The organism is Plantactinospora sp. WMMB334 (genome assembly GCF_049179095.1).
Taxonomy (GTDB): Bacteria; Actinomycetota; Actinomycetes; order Mycobacteriales; family Micromonosporaceae; genus Plantactinospora.
This window is the reverse complement of the sequence record NZ_JBMHME010000002.1, coordinates 2,810,023-2,828,663: the sequence shown is the minus strand read 5'-3', so window position 1 is coordinate 2,828,663 and position 18,641 is coordinate 2,810,023. Positions and strand designations below refer to the sequence as shown.

16 protein-coding genes are annotated in these 18,641 nt (G+C 72.0%); 9 read left to right on the top strand and 7 right to left on the bottom strand.

What is annotated here, in order from left to right:
* Positions 1-11 precede the first annotated feature (11 nt).
* Positions 12-560 carry a LuxR family transcriptional regulator gene (locus tag ACN27G_RS12090; protein WP_421492895.1) on the top strand — a complete coding sequence of 183 codons (549 nt, stop codon included), beginning with the start codon at positions 12-14 and terminating at the stop codon, positions 558-560.
* A gap of 85 nt (positions 561-645) precedes the next feature.
* Here the strand turns inward: ACN27G_RS12090 and ACN27G_RS12085 are convergent, their stop codons facing one another.
* From ACN27G_RS12085 to ACN27G_RS12065, 5 genes are all read right to left on the bottom strand, one after another.
* Positions 646-1,557, bottom strand: a complete 912-nt coding sequence (locus ACN27G_RS12085; protein WP_421492894.1) for a siderophore-interacting protein — start codon at positions 1,555-1,557, stop codon at positions 646-648.
* Positions 1,554-3,659 (bottom strand): iron ABC transporter permease, encoded by a 2,106-nt coding sequence (locus ACN27G_RS12080; RefSeq protein ID WP_421492893.1) that lies wholly within the window; start codon positions 3,657-3,659, stop codon positions 1,554-1,556. Before ACN27G_RS12080 ends, ACN27G_RS12085 begins: the two co-directional genes overlap by 4 nt.
* Positions 3,656-4,642, bottom strand: a complete 987-nt coding sequence (locus ACN27G_RS12075; RefSeq protein WP_421492892.1) for an ABC transporter substrate-binding protein — start codon at positions 4,640-4,642, stop codon at positions 3,656-3,658. Before ACN27G_RS12075 ends, ACN27G_RS12080 begins: the two co-directional genes overlap by 4 nt.
* Entirely contained in the window at positions 4,639-5,520 is an 882-nt protein-coding gene (locus ACN27G_RS12070) for an ABC transporter ATP-binding protein (protein ID WP_421492891.1), read from the bottom strand. The genes ACN27G_RS12075 and ACN27G_RS12070 overlap by 4 nt, the downstream gene beginning before the upstream one ends.
* A gap of 108 nt (positions 5,521-5,628) precedes the next feature.
* Positions 5,629-6,420, bottom strand: coding sequence for a lysophospholipid acyltransferase family protein (locus ACN27G_RS12065; RefSeq protein WP_421492890.1), 792 nt, complete (start codon positions 6,418-6,420; stop codon positions 5,629-5,631).
* A 120-nt stretch (positions 6,421-6,540) separates the two neighbouring features.
* Here ACN27G_RS12065 and ACN27G_RS12060 point away from each other — a divergent pair, with 120 nt between their 5' ends.
* The 3 genes from ACN27G_RS12060 (at position 6,541) to ACN27G_RS12050 (ending at position 10,116) form a co-directional block, all read left to right on the top strand.
* Complete coding sequence (locus tag ACN27G_RS12060) at positions 6,541-8,049, top strand: cytochrome ubiquinol oxidase subunit I (protein ID WP_421492889.1); 1,509 nt, start codon at positions 6,541-6,543, stop codon at positions 8,047-8,049.
* 30 nt (positions 8,050-8,079) lie between these two features.
* Positions 8,080-9,075: a cytochrome d ubiquinol oxidase subunit II gene (gene cydB / locus ACN27G_RS12055; protein ID WP_421492888.1), complete on the top strand. Its 996-nt coding sequence runs from the start codon at positions 8,080-8,082 to the stop codon at positions 9,073-9,075.
* Between the two features lie 171 nt (positions 9,076-9,246).
* On the top strand, positions 9,247-10,116 hold the full coding sequence (locus ACN27G_RS12050; RefSeq protein ID WP_421492887.1) for a siderophore-interacting protein: 870 nt from the start codon (positions 9,247-9,249) through the stop codon (positions 10,114-10,116).
* A gap of 19 nt (positions 10,117-10,135) precedes the next feature.
* On the opposite strand, the gene ACN27G_RS12045 is transcribed toward ACN27G_RS12050, so the two are convergent.
* A complete protein-coding gene (locus ACN27G_RS12045) occupies positions 10,136-11,143 on the bottom strand; it encodes a 1-aminocyclopropane-1-carboxylate deaminase (protein WP_421492886.1) in 1,008 nt (335 codons plus the stop codon).
* Between the two features lie 171 nt (positions 11,144-11,314).
* A complete protein-coding gene (locus tag ACN27G_RS12040; protein ID WP_421492885.1) occupies positions 11,315-12,037 on the bottom strand; it encodes a hypothetical protein in 723 nt (240 codons plus the stop codon).
* A 209-nt stretch (positions 12,038-12,246) separates the two neighbouring features.
* Here ACN27G_RS12040 and ACN27G_RS12035 point away from each other — a divergent pair, with 209 nt between their 5' ends.
* The 5 genes from ACN27G_RS12035 to ACN27G_RS12015 all read left to right on the top strand — a co-directional run bounded on the left by ACN27G_RS12035 (position 12,247) and on the right by ACN27G_RS12015 (position 18,535).
* On the top strand, positions 12,247-12,975 hold the full coding sequence (locus tag ACN27G_RS12035) for an SDR family oxidoreductase (RefSeq protein WP_421492884.1): 729 nt from the start codon (positions 12,247-12,249) through the stop codon (positions 12,973-12,975).
* Between the two features lie 222 nt (positions 12,976-13,197).
* Positions 13,198-15,162 (top strand): carboxypeptidase regulatory-like domain-containing protein, encoded by a 1,965-nt coding sequence (locus ACN27G_RS12030; RefSeq protein ID WP_421492883.1) that lies wholly within the window; start codon positions 13,198-13,200, stop codon positions 15,160-15,162.
* 70 nt (positions 15,163-15,232) lie between these two features.
* A complete protein-coding gene (locus tag ACN27G_RS12025) occupies positions 15,233-15,676 on the top strand; it encodes a helix-turn-helix transcriptional regulator (RefSeq protein ID WP_421492882.1) in 444 nt (147 codons plus the stop codon).
* Between the two features lie 10 nt (positions 15,677-15,686).
* On the top strand, positions 15,687-16,097 hold the full coding sequence (locus ACN27G_RS12020) for a VOC family protein (protein ID WP_421492881.1): 411 nt from the start codon (positions 15,687-15,689) through the stop codon (positions 16,095-16,097).
* A gap of 44 nt (positions 16,098-16,141) precedes the next feature.
* On the top strand, positions 16,142-18,535 hold the full coding sequence (locus ACN27G_RS12015) for an ATP-binding cassette domain-containing protein (protein ID WP_421492880.1): 2,394 nt from the start codon (positions 16,142-16,144) through the stop codon (positions 18,533-18,535).
* The last annotated feature ends 106 nt before the right edge of the window (positions 18,536-18,641 follow it).

Sequence of the window (18,641 nt, the reverse complement as noted above, 5' to 3'; positions counted from 1 at the left end):
GGAGGTGCAGCGTGACCGATCCGCCGCGCTACGTCGTACCGTCGGCGACGGAGGCGACCACGGTGCTGCGCCGGCTCGCCAGGGAGGGCTGGTCGACCCGGGAGGGGTTCGCGGTCGCCGAACCCGGCTGGGACCTCACCCCGACCCGGCTGGTGCTCTTCGGCCGGGTGCCGGACATCGAGACGGTCCGGTTGGCGGTGCTCGCCGCCGCCCGGGGCGCCGGGGTGGTGGCCATCGTGGACCCTGCCGGCGACCTCGGCCGGGCCCTCGTCGACGACCTGAGCCGGCTCGGGCCGGTGCACCGGGACCCGGACGAGATGCCGGAGTCCGCGCCCGAGTCGGCGGTGAGCCGGCTCGTCCCGGAGCAGCGGGCACTGCTGGAACGGCTCGCCGACGGCGAGACGATCGCCGCCGCGGCGGCGGCGGAGTTCCTGTCGCTGCGCACCGCGAACCGGCGGATCGCGCAGGCCCGGGAGGCGCTCGGGGTGCGGACCACCCGGGAGGCGGTCCTCGCCTACGTGCGCCAGCGCCGTCCCGGACGGGGGGACCCCGACCATTGACCCCCGGTCGGGGGTCGGGCTGCGGACGGCGCGGTAGCGTCCGTGCCGTCCCGCCGCCGCGTCCCCTGGCACCGGTGCCAGGGGCTCAGGTCTCGGCGCGGCCGATGCGCCAGTACCCCATGAAGGCGACCAGGTGGCGGTCCCAGCCCCGGTCGGCGACGAGGTGCCGGCGGAGGGTCCTGACGACGCCGGCTTCGCCAGCGAGCCAGGCGTAGGGGCCGGTCGCCGTCGTCGACGGGTCCGGCACCTCCCAGAGGATGGCGGCGTCCACGTCGACGTCCTCCAGCGCCTGCGGTGCCGGCCGCCCGGTGGGGGCCAGCTCGCCGGCGGCGGCGACCACGGCGGGCACGAGACGGGTGCCGGGGGCGCCGCCGTCCCGGGCCAGCCAGGTCACCGTCACGCCGGGCGGCGCGGGCAGGTCGAGGACGTCCTCGACCTGCGGGACCTCGAGCAGCGCGGTGCCCCGGGCGCCGGCCGGCAGGCCACCGAGGATCGACGCGACGGCGGGCACCGCGGTCTCGTCGCCGGCCAGCAGCAGCGGCGCGTCGCCGTGGTGCGGGTGGAACTCGACGCCCCCGGTGTCACCGGCGTAGCGGGCGTTCGGACCGATGAGCGCGATCCGGTCGCCGACGGCGGCGCGGTTGGCCCAGCGGGTGGCGGGGCCGCCGTCGCCGTGCCGCACCATGTCGACGTCGACCTCGCGGCGGTGCTGCCGCACGGCACGGACCGTGTAGGTGCGGATCGGCGGCTGCTGCCGCTCGGGCAGCTCGCGCCAGCGGGCGTACCAGTCCGGGCCGGTCGGCAGGTGGTCGAGGCCGCCGTCGGCGGCGGGCAGGACCAGCTTGATGCGTTGGTCGCGGCCGCCGTCGGCGAAGGCGTCGAGGTCGTCGCCGGTGAACGTGACCCGCAGGAACGACGGGCTGAGCCGGGTCAGGGCGCGTACGGCGACCGCGAAGTGCCGGTAGGGGTGTTCCATCTCGTCCGCCAATCGTGTCATCTACCGTTCGTCCGGACGCGGGTGCGCCACAGGAGCCAGACGAAGTACGGGGCGCCGACCATCGCCGTCACCAGGCCGGCGGGGATCTGCGCCGGTGCGATCACGGTGCGGCCGAGGGTGTCGGCGAGGCTGACCAGCAGCGCGCCGAGCAGCGCCGCCACCGGCAGCACCCTGGCGTGCCGGCCGCCGACGAGCGCGCGGGCGGCGTGCGGGGCGACCAGGCCGACGAAGCCGATGACGCCGACGGCGGAGACCGCCGTGGAGGTCAGCAGCGCCGCCGCGACGAGGATGACGAGGCGGGTGCGTTCCAGCCGCACGCCGAGCACCCGGGGGGTGTCGTCGTCGAGGGCGAGCAGGTCGAGCCGGCGGGTCTGCCCGGCCACCAGCGGTGTGAGCACGAGCAGTGCGATGGCGACCGGGACGACCTGGGCGGCGGTGCGCCCGTAGGTGGAGCCGGACAACCAGGTGAGCGCCTTGCCGGTGTTCCACGGGTCGGTGGCGATGATGATGAACGTGATCACGGCGGTGCCGGCGGTGAAGACGCCGAGACCGATCAGGATCAGCCGGTCGGAGGCGAGCCCGCCGCGCCAGGCGAGGCCGTACACGATGGCGAATGCCAGTAGCGCGCCGCCGCCGGCAACGGCCGACATGGCCACCAGCCCGGTCGCGGGGAACATCGTGATCAGGGTGACGGCGCCGACGCCGGCACCGGCGGTGACCCCGAGGATGCCGGGCTCGGCGAGCGGGTTGCGGCAGGTCGCCTGCACGGCCGTGCCGGCGACGGCGAGCGCGGCACCGGCCAGCAGCGCGGCCAGGACCCGCGGGTACCGCTGGTCGAGCACGTACGTGACGGCCGGGCCGGACCGGCCGGCGAGCCAGTTGGCCACGTCGCCGGTGAGCAGCCAGGCGTCCCCGGCGAGCAGGCCGAGCACGGCGGCGGCGACCACCAGCACGCCGCTGGCGGCCACCACGACGCGGACGAACCCGGCCGCCCGCACCCGGGCCAGTGCGGTGCTGCCCGCGCCGCGGGCCGGGCCGGCGTCGCGGTGGCGGCGGGCCAGCCAGACCAGCAGGACCGCGCCGAAGATGGAGGTGACCACGCCGGTCGGCACGTCGACGCCGGCCTGGGCGCCCATGACCAGCCGCAGCAGGACGTCCGAGCCGAGCACCACGACGACACCGGCGACGGCGGAGAAGGGCATGAGCAGCCCGTGCCGGTAGAGCCCGGGTACGGCCGGTGCGACCAGCCGCACCAGGACCGGGGCGCAGAGGCCGACGAAGCCGACCGGCCCGGCGATCACGACGGCGGCGGTGGAGAGCAGCACGGCCAGGACCGTGCCGGTCAGCCGGGTGCGGCGCACGTGCAGGCCGAGCACGGTCGCGGTGTCGTCGCCGAGGGCCAGCACGTCGAGGCGGCGGCCGAGGGCGAGGCAGCCGACGATGCCGACCGCGATGACCGGGGCCATCTGGGTGACCGCCCTGAGGTCGCCCTGCACGAGGGTGCCGTTGCCCCACGAGTAGTAGCCGACCGTCTCACGCTGGAACAGCAGCATGAGCAGGACGGTGCAGGCGTGCAGCGCGAACGCGGTGGCGGTGCCGGCGAGGATCAGCCGGGTCGGGCCGGCGGTGCCGCCGGCCGACAGCATCAGCACGAACGCGGCGGCGCCCAACCCGCCGAGGAACGCCAGCCCGCCGGACGGGACGATCGGCAGCGCCAGGCCGGTCGCGGCCGCCGCGACGACCGCGAGGTGCGCGCCGGCGTTGACCGCGAGCGTGTCCGGTGAGGCGAGCGGGTTGCGGGCCAGCGACTGCAGGACCGCACCCGCGACGCCGAGCGCCACCCCGACCGCCACCCCGGCCAGCAACCGGGGGAGCCGGGAGGCGACCAGCACCCGCCAGGTGTCCTCGTCGGCGCGCAACCCCAGCAGGTGCAGGGCGCCGATCTCGCTGGTGCCCTGGGTCAGGTGCACCGCGGCGAGCACGACCAGGCCGGCGAGCGAGACGGCGGCGAGCAGCGCCAGCCGGACCGGCCGGACCGGTGGCGGCGGCGGGGGCGCCACCGGTCCGGGGATCGGTGGCGCCGCCGTGACGACGTGGCTCACAAGGTGTAGACCTTCACCAGTTCGTCGAGGTACTGCCGGCACGACAGCGGCCCGCCGAAGGTCCAGATGCCGTCGGGCATCCGGTGCAGCCGGTTCTGCCGCACGAAGGGCAGCGACTTCCAGATGGCGTTGTCCTTGAGTCCGGTCGCGAAGACGTCGGTGCCGTCGGAGGCGTTGTAGAAGAAGCGCAGGTCCCTGTCCTGGAGCACCTTGAGGCCCTCGACGTCGGTCTGGCCGAGGCCCCACGCCGGGTCGACCTCGCCGGTCCAGGCGTTCTGCAGGCCGAGCGCGATGCCGACCTGGGAGACGAGCGCACCGCCGCCGAACATCCGGATGTTGACCGCGCTGCCCTCCATCCAGCCGTCGGCGATGGCGAAGTACTTCCCGGCCGCACCCGCGTCGGCGATCTTCTGCCTGCCTGCGGCGACGGCCGCGTCGAAGTCGGCGAGGACCTGCTTGGCGGTGTCGGTCCTGCCGACCGCGGTCGCGATGAGGTTGAAGTCGTCCCTCATCCGGTCGAGGTTGCGGCTGGCGTCGCTGCCCCTGGTCACCAGCACCGGCGCGAACTTCTCCAACTGCGCCGCGGCCGTGCCGGCCAGATCCGAGCCCATCACCACCAGGTCGGGCTTGAGCGCGGCGATCGAGTCGATGCTCGGCTCGCCACGGGTGCCGACGTCCCTGGCGGTTCCGTCGAGCTTCGCCGCGGTGTTCCAGGTGTCGTACCCCTTGATGTCGGCGACGCCGACGGGCTGGACGCCGAGCGTCACGAGCATCTCGACCTCACCCCACTCCAGGCCGACGACCCGGGTGGCGGGCGTGTCGAGGGTGACGGCCTTGCCGCGCGCGTCGGTGTACGTCACCGGACCGCCGGTGGCGGGCGCGCCGCTGGCGGTGCCGCCGGACGGTTCCTCGGTCGTGCCGCAGCCGGTCAGCAGTGCCGCGGCCACCGTGGCGGCGGCGAGGGCGCCGGTGATTCTCTTCATGGCTGGTTGTCCGTTCGACGTGTCATGGCTGGTTGTCCGTTCGATGTGATGGTGCGGGGACGTGGACGGCGGGTGTGCCGTCCGACCGGGCGGATGGTGACCACGCCGTTCTCCGGCTCGACCACCACCTCGACCGGGATGCCGTACACGGCGGTGAGCCGTTCGGGCGTGAAGACCTCCAGCGGGGCGCCGCTGGCGACGACCGTCCCGCCGTGCAGCAGCACCACGTGGTCGGCGACGGCGGCGGCCTGGTTGAGGTCGTGCAGGACGACGCCGACCGCGACGCCGTACTCGTCGGCCAGGTCGCGCACCAGGTCCAGGATCTCCACCTGGTACCGCAGGTCGAGGAAGGTCGTCGGCTCGTCCAGCATCAGCACGCGGGTGTCCTGGGCCAGGCAGGTGGCCAGCCAGACCCGCTGCAGTTCGCCGCCGGAGAGCTCGTCGACCGGCCGGGCCGCCATCGGCGCGACGCCGGTCACCGACATCGCCCAGCCGATCGCGCGCGGGCCGTCCGGATCGTCGCCGCGCCAGCCACCCCGGTACGGGTGGCGCCCGTAGCCGACGACGTCGCGTACGGTGACGCCGCTCGGCGTGGGGCGGTGCTGGGCCAGCAGCGTCACCCGCCGCGCGAACTCCTTCGACGGGAGCGCCGGCGCGGCCGCGCCGTCGGCGAGCACGATGTCGCCGGCCACCGGCCTGTGCAGCCGGGCGAGGGCGCGCAGCAGCGTGGACTTGCCGCTGCCGTTGGGCCCGGCGAGGACGGTGACCGCACCCGCGGTCAGCGTGATCGACGCGTCGCGTACGACGTCGGTTCCGTGGTAGCCCAGGATCAGCCCGGTGCCCTGAAGCCCGGCGGGAGGGGTAGCGGTACCTGACACGCGGTTAGGTTAGCCTACCCTCCCTATCCCTGATCAAGGGGCATCGCGCAGGTCAGCCGCGTGATGGCCGGTCAGTCACAGGGATGGCGCCCGGCCACGGATCTCCGGTCAGCCGCGGGCTGGTCCGTCCGGCCGGGTGCGCCGGTGCCGCCGGCGGTCCTCGGTCGGCCGGGTCGGGTCGACGTGCCGGGGTCGCTCCGGTTCGTCGGGGCGCAGCGGCACGAGGGCGTCGGTGAGCGCGTCGATGATGGCCTCGGTGGCCCGGGCGGCCGCGCCGGGGCTGGCCGGGTCGATCCCGGTCAGGTCCACCGGCGGCCCGAAGTGGACCCGCACCACCGGCCGCCGCACGGCGGCCCGGGCGAGCGCCGGAAGCAGCCCGCGCGGTGCGGCGTAGGGCAGCACCTCGTGCGCGCCCCACTGGGCGACCGGCACCACGGTGGCGCCGCTGGCGAAGGCGAGCCGGGCGGTGCCGGTCTTGCCCCGCTCGGGCCACATCCCGGGGTCGAGCCCCATCCGGCCCTCCGGATAGACCAGCACCACCGAGCCGTCGGCGACGGCGGCCGCGGCGTGGTCGAGGGCGAGCCCGACGCCCGGGGTACGCCGGTCGACCCGGATGTGTCCGCTGGCCCGCATGGCGGCGCCGACCACCGGCGCCCGGAACACCCCGCCGGTGGCCATGATCCGGGGTGCGATCCGGCGCACCCGGCAGGCGGCGGTCAGCGCGATCGGGTCGAACGGGTTGATGTGGTTGGCGGCCAGGATCAGCGGGCCGTGCCGCAGCGCCTCGGGCACGTCCCCGGTGACCCGCAGCCGGGCGAGCGTCCCGACGACGCCCCGGGCGAGCACCTGGAGGAAGAGCCAGAAGCGGGGGGCCCGCCAGGGTCGGGTGGTGGTCTCCATCAGCGGTCGATCGTCGCACGCCCCGCCGACACCGCCGGAGGTGACCGACCTCCCACCCCGACCGTCTACGACGGCAGGTAGTATTTACTACGTCCAGTAGTAAATACCTGGGGGGTACGCGTGGACGCGCTCGACGTCGCCCGGTGGCAGTTCGGTGTCACCACCGTCTACCACTTCCTCTTCGTGCCGCTGACCATCGGGCTCTCCGTGCTCGTCGCGATCCTGCAGACCCGCTGGCACCGCACGGGGGACCCCCGCTACCTGCGGCTGACCAGGTTCTACGGCAAACTATTCCTGATCAACTTCGCCATGGGCGTGGTCACCGGCATCGTCCAGGAGTTTCAGTTCGGGATGAACTGGAGCGACTACTCCCGCTTCGTCGGCGACGTCTTCGGCGCCCCGCTGGCCATCGAGGCGCTGCTCGCCTTCTTCCTCGAGTCCACCTTCCTCGGCCTGTGGATCTTCGGCTGGGACCGGCTGCCCCGCCGCGTCCACCTCGCCACCATCTGGGCCGCCGCGATCGGCTCCACGCTGAGCGCGTACTTCATCCTGGCCGCGAACTCCTGGATGCAGAACCCGGTCGGCTACCGGATCAACCCCGACACCGGCCGGGCCGAACTCACCGACATCGTCGCCGTACTCACCAACAAGGTCACCCTGGTCACCTTCCCGCACACCCTCGCCGGCTGCTTCCTGGTCGCCGGCTCGCTGATGGTCGCGGTCGCCCTCTGGCACCTGCGCCGCCCGGCGACGCCGCCGGCCACCGGAACGCCGCCGGCCGCCGGGGCGGCGCAGGAGAGTGCCGGCGCGGGGGAGGAGACCACCCCGGAGCAGCGGCGCACCGCCGAGGAGAACCGCTCCGCCTACCGGTTCGCGGCCCGGTTCGGCGCCTGGGTCACCCTCGCCGCCGCCGTCGCCGTCGTCCTGACCGGCGACCTCCAGGGCAAGATCATGACGCAGGTGCAGCCGATGAAGATGGCCGCCGCCGAGGCGCTCTACACCACCGAACAGCCCGCCTCGTTCTCCGTGCTCACCGTCGGCAGCCTGGACGGCAGCCGGGAGCTCTTCGCCATCAAGATCCCGTACCTGCTCTCGGTGCTCGGCACCGGCGACCCGAACGGCGAGGTGCGGGGCATCGACGACCTCCAGGCCCAGTACGTCGCCGAGTACGGCCCCGGCAGCTACACCCCGGTCATCCCGGTCACCTACTGGAGCTTCCGCTTCATGATCGGCTTCGGGTTGGCCGCCGCCGCCATCGCCGCGCTCGTGCTCTGGACGCAGCGGCGCGGCCGTACCCCACGCTCCCGCTGGCTGATCCGCGCCGGCCTGGTCATGCCGCTGCTGCCGCTCGCCGCCAACTGCTTCGGCTGGATCTTCACCGAGATGGGCCGGCAGCCGTGGGTCGTCTTCGGCGAGATGCTCACCCGCGACGGCGTCTCCCGCAGCGTCTCGCTGGCCGAGGTCCTCACCTCGTTCACCGCCTTCACCCTGGTCTACGCCACCCTCGCCGTCGTCGAGGTCCGGCTGCTGCTGCGCTACGCCCGCGCCGGCCTGCCCGACACCACCCCGCCGCCCGAGCCGGAGCCCGGCACCGACGACGAGAACCGCCCGCTCGCCTTCGCCTACTGACCCTCGCCCACCGACCGACCGGAGTCCGCCGTGGAGCTGCCCACCCTCTGGTTCCTGCTCATCGCCGTCCTCTTCACCGGCTACTTCATCCTGGAGGGCTTCGACTTCGGCGTCGGCATCCTGCTGCCCCTCCTCGGCCGCGACGACCGGGAACGCCGGGTCCTGATCAACACCATCGGCCCGGTCTGGGACGGCAACGAGGTCTGGCTGATCACCGCCGCCGGCGCTCTCTTCGCCGCCTTCCCCGGCTGGTATGCCAGCCTCTTCTCCGGCCTCTACCTGCCGATGCTGCTCGTCCTGGTCGCACTGATCTTCCGGGGCGTCGCCTTCGAATACCGGCACAAGCGTCCGGAGGCAGGCTGGAAGGCGCGCTGGGACACCGCCATCGTCCTCGGCTCCCTGCTCCCGGCCGCCGTGTGGGGGATCGTCCTCGGCAACCTGCTGCGCGGCGTACCGCTGAACGCCGCACACGACTACACCGGCGGCCTGCTCGACCTGCTCAACCCGTACGCGCTGCTCGGCGGCGTGACCACGACGGCGCTCTTCGTCACCCACGGCGCCGTCTTCCTCGCCCTCAGGACCAGCGGCGAGATCCGGGTCCGGGCCGGCCGGCTCGCCGCCCGCACCGCGCTGGCCACCGCCGCCGTCACCGGCGCCTTCCTCGCCGCCGGCCTGGCCGTCCGGAACACCCCGGCCGCCGTCGGACTCGCCGCCGGTGCCGCCGTCGCCCTCGCCGGCACGCTGGCCGCCACCCGGGTACGCCGGGAGGGCTGGGCCTTCGCCGGCACCGCCGCCGCGATCGGGCTGACCGTCGCCACCGTTTTCGCCGCGCTCTTCCCGACCGTGCTGCCCTCCACCGCCGACCCGGCCGGCACCCTCACCGTCGACAACGCCGCCTCCAGCCCTTACACCCTGACGGTGATGACCTGGGTGGCCGTCGTCTTCGCCCCGATCGTCCTCGCCTACCAGGGCTGGACCTACTGGGTGTTCCGCAGGCGGATCGGGGTCGCCAACATCCCGGACTGACCCGCCGCAGGCCAACCCACGGATTCACCCACCGGTGGAGACTTCCGGACCGCCGCAGCCCTCCCCGCCAGGCCACCTCGCACCATAAGCCTCCACGGGGACGTCAATGAAACAATTGAGGCGAACGGCCCGTACGGGGCATCGACCGTCCACACTCCTCCGGAGGCACCCGTGGCAGAGCTTCCGATCCGGTCCATCCGGGTCGCCGACGTCACCCGGATCACCCCGCGCATGGCCCGGGTCAGCTTCACCGGCGACGACCTCGCCGACCTGCACCTCGCCGGCCCCGACCAGCAGGTGAAGCTCTACTTCCCGAAGCCCGGCCAGGACCGGCCCCGACTCCCGGCACCCGACCCCGACCTCTGGCGCTGGCACGCCGGCTTCGCGGCCATCACCGAAGCCGAACGCCCCTGGACCCGCAGCTACACCATCCGGGCCCACCACCCGCACGGCAACCTGATCGACGTCGACTTCGCCCTGCACGACCACGCCGGCCCCGCCACCCGATGGGCCCGGGCCGCCACCCCCGGCGACACGCTCGCGATGTTCGGCCCGTCGCCGGCCTTCGCCCGCCCACTGCCGATCGGCGCCACCGACTGGCTCCTGCTCGCCGGTGACGAGTCCGCCCTGCCCGCCCTCGGCACCATCGTCGAGGCCCTGCCGCCCGGCAGCCGCGCCCTCGCCCTCGTCGAGATCCGCGACCGGGCCGAAGAGCAGCAGCTCGCCACCCGCGCCGACCTCACCCTGCGCTGGCTGCACCGCGGCAGCACCCCGGCCGGAGCCGGCGGACAACTCCTCGACGCCGTCCGCGGCACCGCGCTGCCCGCCGGTGCCGGCTTCGCCTGGCTGGCCGGCGAGGCCAACACCGTACGCGCGCTGCGCCGCCACCTCGTCGACGAGCGCGGCCTGCCGAAGCGGTCGATCGACTTCACCGGCTACTGGCGACACCGGCTCAGCCAGGACGACGCCCCGACCGAGGAGGACCTCGCCGACGCCGGGGAACGACTCTCCGCCGCCGCGTCCAGCGCCGGGGCCGGCTGAACGCGACCCGGCACCCGGCTCAGCGGAAGAGGGCGCTGTAGGCGTTCAGCGCGGGTTGGCCGCCCAGGTGGGCGTAGAGGACCGTCGAGTCCCGGGGGATGTCGCCGTCGCGGACGAGGTCGATCAGCGCCGCCATCGACTTGCCCTCGTACACCGGGTCGACGATCATTCCCTCCAGGCTGCCGGCGAGCCGGATGGCGTCCAGGGTGGACCGCACCGGGATGCCGTACCGCTCGCCGGCCCACCCCGGCAGGACGGTGATCTCGTCGTCGCGCAACTCGCGTCCGAGGTCGACGAGTCCGGCGGTGTTGCGGGCGATCTTCTCCACCTGGGCGCGCGTCTGGTCGATCGTCGCGGAGGCGTCGATGCCGAGCACCCGGCGGGGCCGCTCCTGGCCGGCGAACCCGGCGATCATCCCCGCCTGGGTGCTACCGGTGACACTGCAGACGACGATGGTGTCGAAGAAGACCCCGAGTTCGCGTTCCTGCTGCTGGACCTCGTGGGCCCAGGCGGCGAAGCCCAGACCGCCCAGCGGGTGGTCGGAGGCGCCGGCGGGTATCGGGTACGGCACCCCGCCGGCCGCCCGTACGTCCGCCAGGGCCTGCCGCCAGCTCTCCTTGAAGCCGATGCCGAACTCCGCAGGCACCAGCCGCACCTCGGCGCCCATGATCCGGGAGAGCAGGATGTTGCCGACCCGGTCGTTGACCGGGTCGGGCCAGTCCACCCAGCTCTCCTGCACCAGCACGGCCTTCAGCCCGGCGCGGGCGGCGACCGCCGCCACCTGCCGGGTGTGGTTGGACTGCACCCCGCCGATGCTGACCAGGGTGTCCGCGCCCTGGGCGAGGGCGTCGGGGAGCAGGTACTCCAGCTTGCGGGTCTTGTTCCCGCCGAAGGCCAGACCGCTGTTGCAGTCCTCCCGCTTGGCCCAGATCCGGGCGCCGCCGAGGTGGCGGCTGAGCCGCTCCAGCGGATGGATCGGGCTGGGCCCGAAGAGCAGCGGGAAGCGGGCGAACGCGTCGAGGGGCACGAGGGGAGTCCTCCTTCGCCGTCAGCCCGAATGGCGACGTGCGAAATATTGCACATCGCATCGTGGCCGCTGTCAAGCGATCACACCCGCAACCTCACCCCAGCTCCACCAGCGGATGGTCCGGCACAGCGCCGGTAGGAGCAGCGTCGCGCGACTCCGCCGGCCGCCGCGTCAGCCCGCGTCGCGCAACTCCGCCAACCGCGCCTCGATCTCCGCCAGCTCCGCCCGCAACTTCTCCGCCTGCTGCTCGGCCTCCCGCCGCTCCGCCGCCATGATCTGCTCCACCGCCTCGTGCACCCCCGGCACGTCGATCAACGCGACCATCTTCAACGCCTCGGCCGGCTTGACCACATACGGCTTCGCCAGCGACTTCGCCCCCTGCGCCGCCGACAGCATCCACTCGCCGTCGGCGTACGTCAGGGTGACCGTCAACCCCGCCGGCCCCTTCGGCTTCGTCGCCCTGGTCGCCCGCCGGGCCGGCCTCGCCTCGCCCTCGCCGTCCGCCGGGCCGGCCGGGGGAGTCTCCACTGCGGTCACTGCTGCCTCCTTGCGGGGCGCCGGAACCGGCTCCCTGACGATCTTGAACTCTGGCGCGGCGACCGGCTCGGCCTCCGGCTCCGCCCGACCCGCGGCCCGCCGCCCCGTCGCGCCCTTCGGCGCGATCACCAGGTCGGTGGGGGAGAACGGCAGCTCGTCCCGGCCGAACCGGACCACCACCCACTCCTCGGAGACCTCCGGATCGGTCAACTCCACCACCTGGCCGAGCTGGCCGGCGACCTGCCCCGCCGACTCGGTGAACATCACCCTCGGCTTGCGACCAGCCGCCAACGCGTCCCGGATCTGCTGCAACTCCTCGGTGGACAAGCCCTGCTCGGCGGTACGCGCGGCAGCCATCGAACCCCTCTTCCGTACACCTGTCTGATTCCTGACTTACTACCAGGCCGGCCCGACAACGTCGAGACGGACACACCGAGGCGAGATCAACAAACCGGGTCCCGGCCGACGACCGTACCGGGCCACCGCCGCCACGCCCACGCCAGATGACAGGATCGCGAGCTACCGGATCCGCGCCGGGGAAGACGACAACCGAGAGGGGCGAGACCATGACTCCCGTGACAGTGGTGACCGGCGGCAGCCGGGGAATCGGTGCCGCCACCGTACGGCAGCTCGCCGCCGCTGGACACGACGTGCTCTTCTGCTACCGCAGCGACACCGCCGCCGCCGACACGGTGGTCCGCGACGTCACCGCCACCGGACGCCGATGCCTGGCCGTCCGCGCCGACACCACCAACCCCGACCAGGTGGAACGCCTCTTCGACGCGGCCGGCGAACTCGGCGGACCGACCGGTCTGGTCAACAACGCCGGTGTCACCAGCCCGATCGGCCCGTTCACCGACCTCACCGTCGCCGACCTGCGCCACGTCGTCGACGTCAACCTCATCGGGTACGTCCTCTGCGCCCAACAGGCCGCCCGCCGCATGCCGCCCGGCGGCGCCATCGTCAACGTCTCCTCGGGCGCCGCCACCCTCGGCAGCCCCGGCGAGTACGTGCACTACGCCGCCGTCAAGGCCGCCACCGACACCCTCACCATCGGCCTGGCCAAGGAACTCGGCCCCCGCGGCATCCGGGTCAACGCCGTCGCCCCCGGCATCATCCGCACCGAGATCCACGCCAGCGCGGGCCAACCGGACCGACCCGACCGGGCCGCCGCCGCCATCCCGCTGGGCCGCCCCGGCGAACCCGACGAGGTCGCCGCCGCCATCACCTGGCTGCTCGGCCCCGGCGCCAGCTACACCACCGGCACCGTGCTGCGCGTCGCCGGTGGTCGCTGACCAGCCGGAATCCGCACCTGACACAAATCCCGCCTGCCACCCGACACGCGGTGAACCCCGCCAAGGTTGGACAGCCCGCGAGGGCCGTGCTCCCGCTGACTCCCCGATAGCGGAGCAGACCCGCCACGAGCCGGTGTCGCCGCGCCAGAGAGGTGGAACATGCGTACGTCACGACGACCGGAGTCCGGATCCCGGCATGAACGACGCTGTGGAAGCAGCTTGATGGCGCTCTTCCTCGTCGCCGTCATGGTCGTCGGCAGCAGCGCCACCGCCGCGTCCGCGACCACGATCCGGGATATCGCATCACCACACATCGTGACAGGACACATCCACAATAGCGAGGGCGCCCCGGTTCCCTACGCCACCGTGACCGTACTCGGCACACCGATCCCCGCCGCAAGGGCGGACGTCGATGGCGCCTACCGCATCGAGGCGGTCCCGGAGGGCGAGTACGACATCCGGGCCGACGCGGGCGGCTGCTACGATCAGCAGCAGCTCAACCTCGTCGTGGATTCGGACGAGATACTCGACTTCGTCCTTCCGCAGGTTACCGACGGCTACGGATATTCCTGCGAGGTGGCCACCCCGAACTACATCGAAACCGACACCGTCCTGCCACTGACGGGGGACGAGTTCACGGCCAATATCGCGCTGCCTTTCCCGTTCACCTTCTATGACCGGACCTACCACAGGATCACCGTCGACATCAACGGCTACCTGTTACTAACGGGCGCGGGCCTGTTACCGCAGAACATGCCGATTCCGAGCCCCATAGAACCCAACGACGCCATCTATCCCTTCTGGGACGACCTCAGCGTCGATGACGCCGCCAGCATCCGCACCAAAATGGTCGGCTCGGCACCATACCGGAAGTTTGTAATAGAATGGCGCGCACTCGCCATGCAACGCGATCGGTCACGACGAGTGGACTTCGAGGCTGTGCTTCACGAGAACGGCCGGATTGAATTCCAGTACCGCGACATCGCCGACAGCGCACTGGAGAAGGGCGGCTCGGCAACGATCGGCATCGAGGACTGGAACGGATTTCGCGGACTGCAGTACTCGTACAACAACGCGTTGATCGACGACCCGACATTCGCGCTGCTCTTCCGGCCGCCGCCCGGCGGATTCATCCAGGGCAGGATCACCGACCGCAACGACGGGCTCGGCGTGTCGGGCGCTGCGGTGCGCGCCCTGCGTGACGGACGGGCGGTCCGCACGGCGACCGTCGGCCCTGGCGGCTTCTACCGCCTCCACCTGGGCTTCGGCACCTACGCCATCCAGGCGTTCCCGGCACCCTACGGTCCGAACCGTAGCCGCTACAGCACCGAAACCTCCATGCCATTCGTGCTTGATGAAGAGGACCAGATCGTCACCCGGGACCTCTCCCTGCGTACTGCCCGGGCCGAGGCCACACCAACCGCCCTCGATCTCGTCGTGCCGTACGGACAGACCCGGACCAGGCCCCTCAAGGTGAGTAACACCGGCAGCAGTGGCCTCGCCTGGACCGCGTCCGACCCCGTACCGTGGCTGTCCGCAACCCCGACCGGCGGGGCCGTCGTACCCACCGCCACCCAAGCCGTCGAGATAAGGGTGAACGCCACGGGCCTGCCGGTCGGAGTACACGACACGACGATCACCATCGACACGAACGGTGCTCGTCGGCGACGGCTGGAAATCCCCGTCCGCGTGGTGGTGACCGACTACCACCGGGCGGTGAACGCCGGTGGTCCCGAATACACCGATCCGCTGGATGATCTCTGGTCGGCCGACCGACAGTACGCGCCGGGAAGCTGGGGCTACACCAACCCGCGCTCCGCCACCAGCCAGACGGACCGACCCATCGACAGGACCACCGAGGATCCGCTCTACCAGACCCTGCGGTACAACCCGGTCGAGTACCGGTTCGACGGCCTACCGGACGGCGTCTACGAGGTCGACCTGCGCTTCGTCGAGATGACCAGACGGCCGCCCAACACCCGCCTGGTCGACCTGATCGCCGAGGACGCCTTCCTGATCCCCGCGTACGACATCGTGGCGGCCGTCGGCAACCTCGCCGCCGACCAACGCGTCTTCCACGTGCGCGTCACCGACGGACAGCTGAACCTCAGGTTCGTGGAACGATACGGCTTCGCCAAACCGGTCGTCAGCGGAATCCAGGTGACACACCGCCCCGACCGCCCGTAGCGCCACCCCGACCGGCCCACAGACGTCTCCGGCTTGGGCAACCCCGCACCGCCGTGGCACGATCGCCCACGTGACCAGCACTCCCGCCACGGCGCAACACCTGCGCGACCTCGCGCGGCTGCGCCGCGTCCGCGACCGGATCGACCGGGAGTACGCCCAGCCGCTCGACGTCGAGGCGCTCGCCCGCGGCGTCAACATGTCCGCCGGACACCTCAGCCGGCAGTTCCGGCACGCCTACGGAGAGTCGCCCTACGCCTACCTGATGACCCGCCGCGTCGAACGCGCGATGGCCCTGCTGCGTCGAGGCGACCTCACCGTCACCGACGTCTGTTTCACCGTCGGCTGCTCCTCGCTGGGCACCTTCAGCACCCGCTTCACCGAGTTGGTCGGCGTGCCGCCCAGCGTCTACCGGCACCAGGCGACGCGCGCGACGGCCGGCATGCCGCCGTGCGTGGCGAAACAGGTGACCAGACCGATCAGGAATCGAGAAGCCCACACCGCCAACCCCACCTAGCGTGACTGACATGGACATCACCATTCACGCCAGCTTCCTGCCACACACCGACCCCGAGGCCGCCCTGAGCTTCTACCGCGACACCCTCGGCTTCGAGATCCGCAACGACGTCGGCTACCAGGGGATGCGCTGGCTCACGGTCGGCCCCGCCGACCAGCCCGACACCTCCATCGTGCTGCACCCGCCGACCGCCACCCCCGGACTCACCGACGACGAGCGCCGCACCATCCTCGAACTGATCGCCAAGGGCAGCTACTTCGGTGTCAACCTGGCCACCGCCGACCTCGACGGCACCTTCGCGAAGCTGGAGGCCAGCGGCGCCGAGGTCGTCCAGGAGCCGACCGAGCAGCCGTACGGGGTCCGTGACTGCGCCGTCCGCGACCCGGCCGGCAACATGATCCGCATCCAGGAACTGCGCTGAGCCACCACCCGCTTCACCCCACAGACGACACGGACGGAGAGACGATGAGCACGGCCACGAGGACGGACACCGGGTCACCCACGTCGCATCCCGCCGACAGCCACGACCTGATCCGAGTGCAGGGCGCCCGGGAGAACAACCTCAAGGACGTCAGCGTCGAGATCCCGAAACGCCGGCTGACAGTGTTCACCGGCGTCTCCGGCTCGGGCAAGAGCTCACTGGTGTTCGCCACCATCGCGGCCGAATCCCAGCGGATGATCAACGAAACCTACAGCGCCTTCGTGCAGGGTTTCATGCCGACGCTGTCCCGACCCGAGGTCGACATGCTCGACGGCCTGACCACCGCGATCATCGTCGACCAGGAGCGGATGGGCGCCAACCCGCGCTCCACCGTCGGCACCGCCACCGACGCCAACGCCATGCTGCGGATCCTCTTCAGCCGGCTCGGCGAACCGCACATCGGCTCACCCAACGCGTACTCGTTCAACGTCCCCTCGGTGAGGGCCAGCGGTGCGATCACCGTCGAACGCGGCGCCGGCAGGACGAAGACCGAGAAGGCGACCTTCACCCGCCTCGGCGGCATGTGCCCACGCTGCGAGGGCATGGGCTCGGTCACCGACTTCGACCTGACCGCCCTCTACGACGACAGCCTCTCGCTCAACGAGGGTGCCCTCACCATCCCCGGCTACAGCATGGACGGCTGGTACGGCCGCATCTACCGCGGCTGCGGCTTCTTCGACCCGGACAAGCCGATCCGCAGGTACACGAAGAAGGAACTGTACGACCTGCTCCACAAGGAACCCACCAAGATCAAGGTCGACGGGATCAACCTGACCTACGAGGGACTGATCCCCAAGATCCAGAAGTCCTTCCTGTCCAAGGACGTCGACGCGCTGCAACCACACATCCGCGCCTTCGTCGAACGGGCGGTCACCTTCACGACCTGCCCCGAATGCGCCGGCACCCGCCTCAGCGCAGGAGCCCGGTCATCGAAGATCAAGGGAAAGAACATCGCCGACCTCTGCACCATGCAGATCAGCGACCTGGCCGACTGGATCCGCGACCTCGACGAACCGTCGGTCGCCCCGCTCCTCACCGGCCTGCAGCACCTCCTCGACTCGTTCGCCGAAATCGGGCTGGGCTATCTCTCCCTCGACCGGCCCTCCGGCACCCTCTCCGGGGGAGAGGCGCAGCGGACGAAGATGATCCGCCACCTCGGCTCCGCCCTCACCGACGTCACCTACGTCTTCGACGAACCGACGATCGGACTACACCCCCACGACATCCAACGGATGAACGACCTACTACTGCGCCTGCGGGACAAGGGCAACACCGTACTCGTCGTGGAGCACAAGCCCGAGACGATCGCGATCGCCGACCACGTCATCGACCTCGGCCCCGGCGCCGGCACCAACGGCGGCACCGTCTGCTTCGCGGGCACCGTACCCGGACTACGCACCAGCGACACCATCACCGGCCGCCACCTCGACGACCGCGCCACCCTCAAGAAAACGGTACGCCCACCGGCCGGCACCCTACCGATCCGCGACGCGGCGACACACAACCTCCGCAACGTCGACGTCGACATCCCACTCGGAGTGCTCTGCGTGGTCACCGGCGTCGCCGGCTCCGGCAAGAGCTCGCTGATCCACGGATCGGTCGCCGGCCGCGACGGCGTCGTCCCGATCGACCAGGGCGGGATCCGCGGCTCACGACGCAGCAACCCGGCCACCTACACCGGACTGCTCGACCCGATCCGCAAGGCGTTCGCCAAGGCCAACGGCGTCAAGCCGGCGCTGTTCAGCGCCAACTCCGAGGGCGCCTGCCCCACCTGCAACGGCGCCGGCGTGATCTACACCGACCTGGGCGTCATGGCCACCGTCGAATCCACCTGCGAGGAGTGCGAAGGCCGACGGTTCCAGGCCGCGGTGCTGGAATACACCCTCGGCGGCCGCACCATCGCCGAGGTGCTCGCCATGTCGGTGACCGAAGCCGAAGAGTTCTTCGGCTCCGGCGAGACGAAAACCCCGGCCGCACACACCATCCTCGACCGGCTCGCCGACGTGGGGCTCGGCTACCTCAGCCTCGGCCAGCCGCTCACCACCCTCTCCGGCGGCGAGCGGCAACGGCTCAAACTCGCCACCCAGATGGGCGCCAGCGGCGGCATCTACATCCTCGACGAGCCGACCACCGGCCTGCACCTCGCCGACGTCGAACAACTGCTCGGCCTGCTCGACCGGCTCGTCGACACCGGCAGGTCGGTCATCGTCATCGAGCACCACCAGGCGGTCATGGCACACGCCGACTGGATCATCGACCTCGGCCCCGGCGCCGGCCACGACGGCGGCCGGATCGTCTTCGAGGGCACCCCCGCCGACCTCGTCGCCACCCGCACCACCCTCACCGGCCAGCACCTGGCCGCCTACGTCGGCCGCTGACCGGCACCGACTCCACGCGTCCCCCGTCCGGGCACCGCCTGTCGCGGTGCCCGGACGGCCCCCGTCGCCCGGCCGGTCCCGGTCGCCCGGCTACACGGGAAACCGC